At 44.3% G+C, this 11,737-nt stretch carries 8 protein-coding genes; 2 read left to right on the top strand and 6 right to left on the bottom strand.

The window, feature by feature from the left end; genetic code table 11:
• Positions 1–64: 64 nt before the first annotated feature.
• The 4 genes from BF9343_RS14635 to rho form a co-directional block, all read right to left on the bottom strand.
• Positions 65–1,387 carry an MATE family efflux transporter gene (locus BF9343_RS14635; RefSeq protein WP_010993246.1) on the bottom strand — a complete coding sequence of 441 codons (1,323 nt, stop codon included), beginning with the start codon at positions 1,385–1,387 and terminating at the stop codon, positions 65–67.
• 74 nt (positions 1,388–1,461) lie between these two features.
• The gene (locus BF9343_RS14630) at positions 1,462–3,417 is read right to left on the bottom strand and encodes a sensor histidine kinase (protein WP_010993245.1); all 1,956 of its coding nucleotides are present in this window, start codon (positions 3,415–3,417) and stop codon (positions 1,462–1,464) included.
• Complete coding sequence (locus tag BF9343_RS14625) at positions 3,414–5,264, bottom strand: ATP-binding protein (protein WP_010993244.1); 1,851 nt, start codon at positions 5,262–5,264, stop codon at positions 3,414–3,416. Before BF9343_RS14625 ends, BF9343_RS14630 begins: the two co-directional genes overlap by 4 nt.
• A gap of 131 nt (positions 5,265–5,395) precedes the next feature.
• Positions 5,396–7,462, bottom strand: coding sequence for a transcription termination factor Rho (rho, locus tag BF9343_RS14620; RefSeq protein ID WP_010993243.1), 2,067 nt, complete (start codon positions 7,460–7,462; stop codon positions 5,396–5,398).
• Between the two features lie 274 nt (positions 7,463–7,736).
• On the opposite strand from rho, the gene BF9343_RS14615 reads away from it, so the two are divergent.
• Both BF9343_RS14615 and BF9343_RS14610 read left to right on the top strand, forming a co-directional pair.
• Positions 7,737–8,573, top strand: coding sequence for a 4Fe-4S binding protein (locus BF9343_RS14615; protein WP_005789184.1), 837 nt, complete (start codon positions 7,737–7,739; stop codon positions 8,571–8,573).
• Positions 8,574–8,941: 368 nt separating this feature from the next.
• A complete protein-coding gene (locus tag BF9343_RS14610) occupies positions 8,942–9,262 on the top strand; it encodes a DUF202 domain-containing protein (RefSeq protein WP_005789182.1) in 321 nt (106 codons plus the stop codon).
• Positions 9,263–9,276: 14 nt separating this feature from the next.
• Here BF9343_RS14610 and BF9343_RS14605 read toward each other — a convergent pair whose 3' ends face one another.
• Positions 9,277–10,212 carry a YihY/virulence factor BrkB family protein gene (locus BF9343_RS14605; RefSeq protein ID WP_010993242.1) on the bottom strand — a complete coding sequence of 312 codons (936 nt, stop codon included), beginning with the start codon at positions 10,210–10,212 and terminating at the stop codon, positions 9,277–9,279.
• 1 nt (position 10,213) lies between these two features.
• The gene (locus tag BF9343_RS14600) at positions 10,214–11,659 is read right to left on the bottom strand and encodes an alpha-amylase (RefSeq protein WP_010993241.1); all 1,446 of its coding nucleotides are present in this window, start codon (positions 11,657–11,659) and stop codon (positions 10,214–10,216) included.
• Positions 11,660–11,737 lie beyond the last annotated feature (78 nt).

Here is an 11,737-nt window from a genome sequence, read left to right as displayed (position 1 = left end):
ATCTGTGCTAATCTGTGCAATCTGCGGTGAAATCAGCCGCAAATGTACAAAAATCTCTCGTACTTTATATCTTTTTGTTCTGCCATTTTGCTTTTTTGAAATAAATATAGCTTGTGGCGAGCAACAGTGTATAGTACAGAATCTCAATCGTAAAGCACCATTCGATGGGAGCTTTCACCCACATTCCGATGAAAATGATGTACGATCCGTAGATTGCAATCGTGATGGCTTCGAGCATCAGGGCTGCTTGAGTATTGCCTGTACCCGATATTCCGTTGAAGACGACGTTAGCAACAGAGGCAATCAGCATGGCCACGCAGATGACATATACCGATGATACCGATTCATTGATCAATGCCGTTTCGTTGGTGTATACCGAGAGCAATGCTTGTGGGAACAGGGCGGTTATGATGACCAGTCCCAGCATGATCAGGAAAGAGAAGCGCCCGATTTTGTTTATCAACGGCATCACGTAGTTGATGCCTCCCGCGCCGATGGCGTTGCTCACCAGGCTGTTGGTCGTGGTGGCCAGTGCATTTACCGGAATCAGCATAACGATGTAGATGCTTCTCACGATGTTGGCAATAGCGAGTTCGCGCTGTCCCAACCTCTCCACTGCCACAAAGAAAACAAACCAGGTGGCCATCGACAGGAAATACTGAAGCATGGTGAAGCACGATATACTGAGAATGCGCATCAACAAAACCGGGTCGAACGACCGCAAGCGGTTGAGGCCATACTTTTTCAGGTTGACGGTGATGTACGTATAAATCAGGAAAAAGAGCAGAGAAGCCGCTTCGGCGATTACGGAAGCAATGGCTGCTCCTTTGATGCCCATTTCCGGAAGCCCGAAGTGTCCGAATATCAGGGCATAGTCCAGTACCACATTGGTCAGCGCCATAACCACTGCATTGATGGTGAGCACCTTGGTGCGGGTGATTCCGATGTAGAGTGCCCGGAACATCACGTTGACAAATGAGAAGAAGAACCCGAAGATGCGCCAGTCGAGAAACTCCATCGTGGCATCATAAATGCTTTCGGAAGAGACCAGCAGGCGCATGATGTTTCCGCCGAACGCTTTGGTGAATCCGAAGAGCAGGAGAGCCATGACCAACAGGAACAAGACTCCCTGAATCATGACCGGACCTACATCGCCGTAACGTGCTTCACCGTTGCGGCGGGCAATGACGATCTGGGAACCGGTGCTGAATCCGAAGGCAATGGTGAAAATACAAATATAGAAAAGCCCACCCATGGCAGAAGCACCGAGGGCTATCTCACTGACACGTCCCAGAAAGGCAGTGTCGGTGACGTTGATGACATTTTGCGCAAGCAAGCTCAGGAGAATCGGGTAACTGACACTCCAGATCTGTTTGTTGGTATACATAAAGAAGGGTTTAAGTTTGCAGGTTGCAAAGATACAACTTTCTGTAGAAGTAGACGAGCGGATAGGGGAAGAAGTCAATTTCTTCCTGAGGGAAACGTGAAGAGGATGGTCGGCTTTCCGTCCGGATTTGTCTGTACTTTGTAGTTTCCTCCGAAATACTCAAATAGCAGGCGGTTGATTTCGTGACGGATGCATACCTCTTGCGAAGTAAATCTTTCGTCAGCCAGCGGAGAGTTGGTGATGCGGAAGTTGATGAAGTTCTTCTCCGTGTCGAGTGTCACCTTAAAGTCGATTTCCCGTTTTTCTTTGTACTTCTGCGGATATGTCAGTGCACTCAGCAACGCCTGTGTGAAACGGACGGTGTCTACCCGGATGTTCAGGTCTGTGTCAATTTCGTTTTCCAACCGGATGACGGTACACCCTTCACTATGCATGCGCGCCATATAGGTAGCTTCATTGCAGAGTTCCGCCAGTCCGTACTCCTGAATGTTGAACTTCATCATACCGGCTTCGAGCCGTGATAAATCAAGTACATCATTAACCAGGCGCATCAATTCTTCGGAGTTCTTCTGAATGATGGAAGAGTATTCTTTACGGAGCTCATCGGGCATGTTGGGTTCGGAGGCTATCAATTGTGAGAAACCCACTACACCGTTCAGCGGGATGCGGATGTGATAGCTTATGTTCGACAAAAAGCGATTTTTCATTTCGTTGGCTTCTTCCGCCATGCGGGTTGTTTCCCGTGTTTCTTTTTCCGATCGTTCCAAAGCCTTGCGTACGTGTGAAATGCGGAGCATGAAAGCAACCAGAATTATCAGGATAATGACCACCACTATTAAGGTGCCGAGTTGGATGTAGCTTTTCAGCCGTTCCTCTTCCAATGCCACTTTGTCGATGTTGTATTTGGCTTTTATCTGTTGCATCTGTTTGTCGAGAACGGTCGTTTCGATAGAGTCTTTAAGATGGAGCGTTTCGATGTACAGGGGAATGGCTTCCGCACTTCGTCCGGCTTCTGCCAGGAGGTCGGCTTTTGTCAATTTTTGGTGGATGTAATTGCTGTTGAAGTCCTCTTGCAGCAGCATGATGGTGGAGTCTATCTTGGCAAGTGCCCGGTCATACGCTTTGCAAGCCCGGAAGTATGCTGCATAGGCATCGTAATAGAGCACCCTGTAGAGAAAGAAGGTGTTGCCATTGAGAAATTTACCCGCTTTAACCAGATTTTTATGTGCTTGTTCCGGCTGGCCTGCATATAGATAATAATAGGTGTAATATACTTCGCAGAACAGGTAAACATCATAAAATGCCTCTTTGAGCATCGGGTTCGTGGAGGTATGGTGATGCAGTGTTTCTTTTAGCTTCGCAAGGTATTCGGAGAGTAATTGGTTGTTTTTCTGATCCTTGGTTATGGAAATCAGTTGACAGAGAATCGAGATTCGTACTACCGCATTATCTGTTTGTAAAGAGAGTTGATAGGCAGCTTCCAATGCTTTCATTCCTTCGTCCCATCTCTCTGTACTGATATAGACGTTGCCCAAGCATTGTTTTGCTCCGATCAGTCCGCGGGCGCAGTTCACTTTTTGGGCTCTTTCGTACATCAGGTTCGCTTCGTTGATGGCAAGTTCATACTGCTCTTCGTAGGTGCAGAGGTCTATCTGAAAGCGGAGCGCATCGAAATAGAGATCCCAGGTTTGCGATTTGCGGGCATAAGGCTCCATTGTGTCAAGCCATTTTTTTACGCTGTCCCGGTTGTTTTGGTTATAGTAGTACACTGTGTGCAGATAGGCGGCTATGGTGTTGTATCTGTCATTCTTCTGCAAGGTGGCTTCCTCGCGCAACAGACCCGAGAAGGTGATACACCTGGGAGTCAGTTGCTCTATTTGTGCCAGTCTCTTGAACATTTCCAGACGAGTCGAGTCATGCGGAAGTGACTGTGCCACCCGATACAGGCTGTCCGTTTCCGTTTGTGTATTTGCATGACACCATCCTAAGGCTCGGCAACATACTATGATGATAAGTATCAGTCGCTTCATCTTTCTGCCTCCTTTTCCTTTGCGGGCCGGACGGGGTGTGTAAACCGGAATCGCGCACCTTCGGTGTAGTCCGGGTCAATCCATATTCTCCCTCCGATTTGCTCGATGATAAGTTGACAGATCGAGAGTCCCAGACCTGTTCCCTGTGCACCTTCGTTCAGTTTCTCAAAACGATTGAATATCTGGTCCTGTTTTTCACGGAGGATACCACATCCGGTATCTGTCACAGTGAACAGAGCCATGGTTTCCGATTCTTTTTCTAATGTCAGGGTGATACTTCCTTCGGTAGTGAACTTGGTGGCATTGATCAGCAGGTTGATCAATACCTGTTGCAGGCGTGCCTCGTCTGTACGCAAAGTCAGTCTATCCAGTGAAGTGACAAAACTGACTCCGGCTTGTGTCTGCTTCACCTTCTCTACGGTGTTGATTACGTTACGGCATATATTGACGGCGTCACATTCTTTAAAATTGAAAGTCAGCTTGCCGGGATCGAGATTTGACAGGTCTATTACATCATTGATCAGCTTTAGCAGCAGTTCGGAGTTTTGCTGGATGATGTCATTGCATTGATACCGTGTGTCATTGTCGATGGATTCGTCGGTCAGGATGGATGAGAATCCGGAAAGTGCATTCAGTGGTGTTCGTATTTCGTGACTCATGTTCGACAGGAACAGACTTTTGGTACGTATCGAGTTCTCGGCATACTTACGGGCTATTTCCAATTCTTCTTTGGAGCGGAGAAGTCGGTTGGACTCCTGCCGGATGCGGACAATCAACAGCAAAACAAGCATCAATATAAAGATGGAAGCTATGATGATCCACAAGATGATTTGGTTTCGTTGAATTTGGTTCCGGATTTCCATCCGGTCTATCTGGTACATTCCCCGTAGGTCATTGATTTGCCGGGCATAGCTCAGAGCGTTCAAAGAGTCTTTTTGCCGGTTGGCCTTTTGATAGATACGATAGGCTTCTTCCGTTCGTCCCATTTGAGTCAGCAGTTGGGCACACTCAAGCTGCAAACCGATGTGTTTGTTGGGGGCAGGTGCTTTAGGGACCTTTGTCAGGCATTCGTATTGTTGCAGGGCCAGTTCATACTTCCCGACAGCTTGATAGTACTGGGCCAATATATAGTTGTAGATACTACGCAGGTAGAGATAATTCAGTTGTTCGTGGATTTTCCTGGCTTTGTCCAGTTCGGCTTTTCCCTTTTCGGGATCACCGGACTCGATGTTATAGTAGGCATTGCACGCACATATGAAAAAGTGGAATGTAGGATTAGGGTTATCGGCATACAGGTTTTCAAACTTTTGCAGATAGATGCGTACCTCGTCCATGTGCGAGGTCTGAATCAGGGTCAGGATGAATTTCGGAAGAATCTCTTGTTCGAGGATTTCGCTACCCGGTATTTTGTCAAGCAACTCCAGAGCTTCTTTATAAGATTCGATGGCGGGTTCCTGCATATTGGCATTCAAGTAGGCATCCCCAATGGCACGGCTGGAAAGAGCTATACCGATGGGGGAATTCAATTCTTTGGCTTCCTTATACATCCGGCGGGCATGGTCGATGGCCATATTCATGTCTCCTCGTGAGGCATAAGCTGTCACAATCAGTTGTTTCAACTGAAATAGAGTTTTATATTCTTTCTGCTTTTTCAGGAGAGGAGCCAATTCGTTGCCCCATTGGATAATACTGTCGTTGGGAGCTTCTTTACTATAGTTGAGGCTGTTGTCGATCAGGTCCAGCAGCGCTGACACGTGCCTTGTTGCTTTGTTATCGGCAGCATATGTAGTGACAGAGTATAAGGTTACTGCTATTACTATAAGCGCTATATTGAAAGACTTTCCCACAGTAAATGTTGTTTTCCCGATGTTTGTTTTATGCTTGTTTATGATGCATGTAGTGCAAAGCTAAATAAAAAGAGTGAGATTCAAACAGAATCTCACTCTTTTTACTATATTTTGTTCACAAAAGGAACTCTTTAGCTGTTCATGCTCATCAGGAACTCGTCGTTGTCTTTGGTTTTTTCCAATCTGTCTTTTACGAAATCCATTGCTTCGATAGGATTCATATCCGACAGATACTTGCGTAGAATCCACATGCGGTCCAGTGTCTGTTTGTCGAGCAGCAAGTCGTCGCGGCGGGTGCTCGATGCCACAATGTTGACAGCAGGGAAGATACGTTTGTTACTTAGGTTGCGGTCGAGCTGCAACTCCATGTTACCTGTACCCTTGAACTCTTCAAAGATTACTTCGTCCATCTTCGAACCGGTGTCGATCAGGGCAGTAGCGATAATGGTGAGCGAACCTCCGTTCTCTATGTTACGGGCTGCTCCGAAGAAACGTTTCGGTTTGTGTAGTGCATTGGCATCCACACCACCCGAGAGTACCTTTCCTGATGCCGGAGATACAGTATTGTATGCGCGCGCCAGACGGGTGATAGAGTCGAGGAAGATCACTACATCGTGTCCGCACTCTACCAATCTTTTAGCTTTTTCGAGTACGATGCCGGCAATTTTCACATGGCGTTCGGCAGGTTCGTCGAATGTAGAAGCAATCACTTCCGCATTGACACTGCGGGCCATGTCGGTTACTTCTTCCGGACGTTCGTCAATCAACAACATGATCATATATACTTCCGGATGGTTGGCAGCGATGGCATTGGCGATTTCTTTCATCAGGATGGTTTTACCGGTCTTGGGCTGAGCCACGATCAAGGCACGCTGTCCTTTACCGATTGGTGAAAAGAGGTCGACTACACGTGCCGACATCGAGTCGGAGTAGCCTCCCTTGCAAAGCTTGAACTTTTCGTCCGGGAACAGCGGAGTGAGATGGTCGAACGGTACACGGTCACGTACGAAAGCGGCATCACGTCCGTTGATTTTAGAAACCTTTACCAGCGGGAAGTATTTTTCGCCTTCTTTGGGCGGACGGATTACACCTTCTACTACGTCACCGGTCTTCAGACCGAATAGTTTGATCTGGGATTGCGAAACGTAGATATCGTCCGGTGAAGAGAGGTAGTTATAATCTGACGAACGGAGGAATCCGTAACCATCCTGCATGATTTCCAATACACCGGTTCCGGTGAGGATATCATCAAATTCATAAGGTTTCTCACGTTCAATCACGCGGCGTTCCTGAACGGGTGCGGCTTCGGCGGCATTTTGTTGCGGCATGGGACGCTGTTGTACAGGCTGACGCTGGTTATTGTTGCGTTGGTTATTATTATTGTTGTTGTAATTGTTGTTGTTATTGTTGTCTCGTGGGCGAATCACACGCGGGCGTTGGGGTTGTGCCACAGGTTCGGGGGCTGTTGCTGCTTCGGCTTTGGTCGATTCAAATTTGCCGAACAGTTCGGTTGGCAATTCTACTTTTTCCGAAGGCAGGTCTTCGATGGGGATAAAATCATCGTCTGCATCTATATCCGAGAGGATCGAGCTTTCTTCGTCTACAACGGCCGGTTTGGGTTTGAGAATCGGTTTGCTGATGGGACGTTTTTCTGTTTCCGGTTGGGCAGCGGGCTTTTCTTCTTGTGCCGATGGTACTGTTTCCGGTTTTTCGGTAGTTTCTTCTGCGGGTTTAGCTTCTGTTTCTACCTGATTTTTACGGGGACGTCCCGGTTTCTTTTTCGGAGTGGCATAAGGTGTCACTTTGACAGATTCGGCCGGAGTGGCGTTTGTTTCGGCATTTGCCTCTTTAGCTGTTTCTGGGGTCGGTTCTGTTGTTTTAGGTTGTGGCTGTGTTTTGGCTGCAGGTGTTTTGGCATCTGTTTTGGTTACTTCTCCATTCTTGGTAGAAGAGAAAACCTTGTCGGCGTTTTCCTTCTTTACTGTCACCCGAGAGCGTTTTTTCTTATCTTCTTTGCGTTCCTCTTTCAGTTTGTCGGCAGCTACCTTTTTAGTAGCTCCGGCTATGGCTTGTTCGTCGAGGATTTTGTAGACAAGTTCTTCTTTCTTAAGTGAGTCTGTTTTTTTGATACCCAATTCCTGGGCAATAGCTTGTAGTTCCGACAAATTCTTGTCGTTCAATTGAATGATGTTATACATACAGTATAGTGAGTTATTTAAATATTTTAATTTTATTCGTTGAAATACGTACGGCTGAAGCTGCGACGCAGAGGTCGGAAACTTAACAAACGCAATAATCTTTAAATGATGAATTAGGGATGTTTGGCTGAATCGGAAATCCGAATTTGTCTCCCGTTGGAGGGGTTCGGAATGTTTCAACGCCGCAAAGATAATAAATAATTTTGGTTTTTGTCTTCGTTTACTCTTTTTTTCTTCATAAAAGTGTACCTTTGTTGCATAAAAAGTAACTATTATGACAGCAAACGAAGTCCATTTGATTTATTTCTCGCCTACCCACACCTCTAAACAAGTTGGAGAGGCAATTGTTCGTGGAACCGGAATAACAAATGTGATAAACACGAATTTAACACAACAGGCAACTCAGGATTTAGTGATTGCCGAATCTGCATTAGCTATTATTGTCGTGCCGGTATATGGAGGTCGTGTAGCCCCTTTGGCCATGGATCGTCTGGCAAGTGTGCGCGGAAGTAATACTCCGGCGGTTATCGTGGTGGTATACGGTAACCGTGCTTACGAAAAATCGTTGATGGAACTTGATTATTGGGCTATTCAACAGGGGTTTAAAGTGATTGCCGGTGCTACTTTCATAGGAGAACACTCTTATAGTACAGAAAAATATCCCGTAGCTGCCGGACGTCCTGACGAACGTGACCTTGCTGTGGCAGCCGATTTTGGAAAGCAGATTTCAGATAAAATAGCATCTGCTACCGAACCGGAAAAATTATATGCGGTCGATGTCCGTAAAATCCGGCGTCCGCGTCAGCCTTTTTTTCCATTGTTTCGCTTTTTGCGGAAAGTGATTGCCTTGCGTAAAAGTGGAGTTCCCCTTCCCCGTACTCCTTGGGTGGAAGATGAATCTTTGTGTACTCACTGCGGTGCGTGTGCGAAAATGTGTCCTGTAAGCGCCATAGCCAAAGGTGACGAGTTGAATACGGATGCCGAACGCTGCATTAAATGTTGTGCCTGTGTAAAGGGATGCCCACAGAAAGCCAGAGTATATGATACCCCGTTTGCCGTACTACTGTCGCAATGTTTTGTTAAGCAGAAAGATCCCTGTACGTTGGTTTAATGAAAAAAGGTTAGTGGCATAGCATTGTGCAAGATTTTACTTGTTATTGGAGTTTGTTTCAATTAACATTGTTAACGTCATTTCCTTATAATTTGATTCTTGTGTGCAAATAACAAGTCTTTTGTATTTTAATAACTTGTTATTTGTATCCCAAGAATTATTTTTTATGAAGAGATTTTTCTACTTACATAAATTTAATTAGCCAGTTGTGAAAAGTATAACTAAAAATGATTTTAGTGTACGGTAAATTGGTCAGGATTGGGGGATCTGTCAGTGTCATTTGATAAATGGAGATTCTGTTTCCTGAACTATTGTACTCAATTATTGTTTTAAATAAACGTTTAAGATACAGTTACCTTAATATAATTATGCTGACATTTACCGATAACTTTGAGAATGATAAAGAGTTGATACTTCGTGATCATCTGGCACTTGAAAGAACCAAGCTGGCTAATGAAAGAACTTTGTTTGCATATATCCGTATGGCACTTTACCTTTTGACTGTGGGGATAGGGATATTTCAAATTGAAAGCATTTCACGTTTGGATGGGCTGGCGTGGGGATGTATTATAGCCGGAATCTTCTTGTTTTTCTTGGGCTTTGTCCGTTTCGAACAAATGAGAAAGCATCTGAAACAGTATACGAAAACATGTCGTGATACTGAGAATGAATCGTCACGGAAGAAGTGATTTTTTATTCTAGATTATTCGATAGGCTTGTCTTCGTGTATTTCAATGGTTTTGGTGGCTACTGCATATTCGTCGGGGAAAATTTTACCTCCCATTTCGTTTGCCCATGCTTTGGTAAACTCTGCACCGGTATATATGATGATGGAAGAATAATAAATCCAAGTGACGAAAACCACCATGAACGCAGCAGCCCCATAGACGGTTCCCACATTGGCTATTCCTATATAAAAGGAAATTCCCCATTGACCTATCAGTAGCAGTATGGTGGTTACAACAGCTCCGATGCAAACGTCTTTGCTTTTGATTTTGGCATCGGGTAATATTTTAAATATGAGTGTAAAGATGATGGTAGTGACACTCATATTTATGATGATTCCTACCACTTTTACCAACGAATCGGCTACTTCCGGATACTTAAAGATGAATTTTTGACTGAGTTCTCCGATTATATTGGTAATGGTGAATGTAATCAGGAGAATGAAGGCAAATACAAGTATTATTGAGAAAGAAAGTATCCGGTTTTTAATAAATTTAAGCCAGCTCTTTTTAGGGACGGCTTTTATTCCCCAAATTGAATTTAATGAACTTTGTATTTCTGCAAAAATAGTGGTGGCACCCAAAATAGAGATACCTAAGCTGACAAAGGCGGCCGACCTGGAGGAGTCTGTATTTTCTGCATTTTCTATAATAGAACGAAGGGCCTCGGTAACTTCAGGGCCCACAATCGGTTGTAGTTGGACATAAAGTTGATTGGCCAAATCCATATGGAAAAAGACACCGACAGTGACTAGAAGGGAAAGAAAAGGAATAATTGAAAACAAAGTCGCATAGGCTAATGAAGCGCTCAACCTCATAACGCTGTCGTCTATGAATCCCCAAACTGTATCTTTTATTATTTTGAAAAGCAGGGATAAACTAAGTCTTTTCTTTCTTTCGGAATGGATTTCCATTTTAATTCTTTTTTATCCAAACAGCAATATTACGGGTATTAACAGAAAATTCTCCACTTCCTTTTTCGTCTAATGTGATTTCTTGCTGAATATTTCCGGTTATTTCATGCCATATTTCACCTTTATGTTCTTCGCCCAAATCCATCTTTTTACTGCCGGCTTCATCATTAGACATTAAAAAGACTAAACCGGAACCGACATGTTCTTCATCTCCCGTACGAATAAAGCCAATGGCGGAAGGATGATCGAAATACTCAATCTGATCGCCATAAGCATATTTTCTTCTGGCATCCAGAAGAATATTAATGATTTGGGTATGAGGTGAGTTTTCTCCTTTGACACCATAATAATCTCCGTAGAACAAACAAGGATAACCGTCTTTTATTAATAATATCAGACCATAGGCCAATGGTTTGAACCAGTCTTCTATTTGTGATTCCAAGGAACTGCCCGATTGCGAATCGTGATTGTCGACAAAAGTGACTGCCAGATCACAGTGGTGCCCGACTAATGTGTTTTTTAGGATATTCTGCAGATCATAATTCTTGCCTTCTTGTGATGCTTGGAATAAATTATAATGTAATGGAACATCAAATAGGTTGACTTTGTGACCCACGGATTTTATGTATGCATCGAGTGTGTTCAAATCACCATTCCAATATTCGCCAACAGCGTAGAATTTGTCTCCTCTTTCGCTTCTTACCGCATCCAGGAATTGTGCAATGAACTTGTCTTTCATGTGTTTGATGGCATCCAGACGCATTCCGTCGAGGTTCAGCTCTTTGGAAACCCATTTTCCCCAACGATTCAATTCGGTGACTACTTCAGGATGATCCAGGTCTATATCATTGCATAATAAGAAATCGTAGTTGCCATTTTCATTGTCAACCCCTTCGCTCCACGCTTTGCCTTCACCCTGTATCTGGAAGATGCCACTCCGCTTTTTGGCATCGTCAAAACCGGTTCCTGAAAAATGATACCAATGCCATTTGAAGTCTGAATATTTATCCTTACGTCCATGGAAGCTGTATCCGGTCCAGCCCTGTATTTCGAACGGTTTTCCTAATGCTTGGGTTCTATCATTGGGATCGACTTCTACAACTATGAACTTTTCAGTGAAATCACCTCCTGCCTTATGATTCAGTACTACATCCAGATAAACGGAAATATGATTTTTATGTAATTCATCGATCATTTCTTTCAGTTCTTCTTTCGTACCATATTTCGTTCTTACGGTTTCTTTTTGATCGAACTCGCCGAGATCATACAAATCGTAGGTTGCATAACCTTCGTCTTGTTGTTCGTCGGCTTTGTAAGCGGGGGGAATCCATACTGCTGTCACACCAATCTCATGTAAATGTGACGCATCTTCTTTTAATTGTTTCCATAAATTTCCGTCATTTGGCAGATTCCATTCAAAATACTGCATCATTACACCATTTTCCATTATCCAATGCATTTAGTTATCGGAAAATAACAAAGAAGTGTATGATAAGGTTTCTTGTGTTTACCCAAAAGCACTGAA

This window comes from Bacteroides fragilis NCTC 9343, assembly GCF_000025985.1.
Classification (GTDB): Bacteria; Bacteroidota; Bacteroidia; order Bacteroidales; family Bacteroidaceae; genus Bacteroides; species Bacteroides fragilis.
Note: the sequence above shows the minus strand (reverse complement) of the source record. Positions and strands in the feature narration are given on the sequence as shown.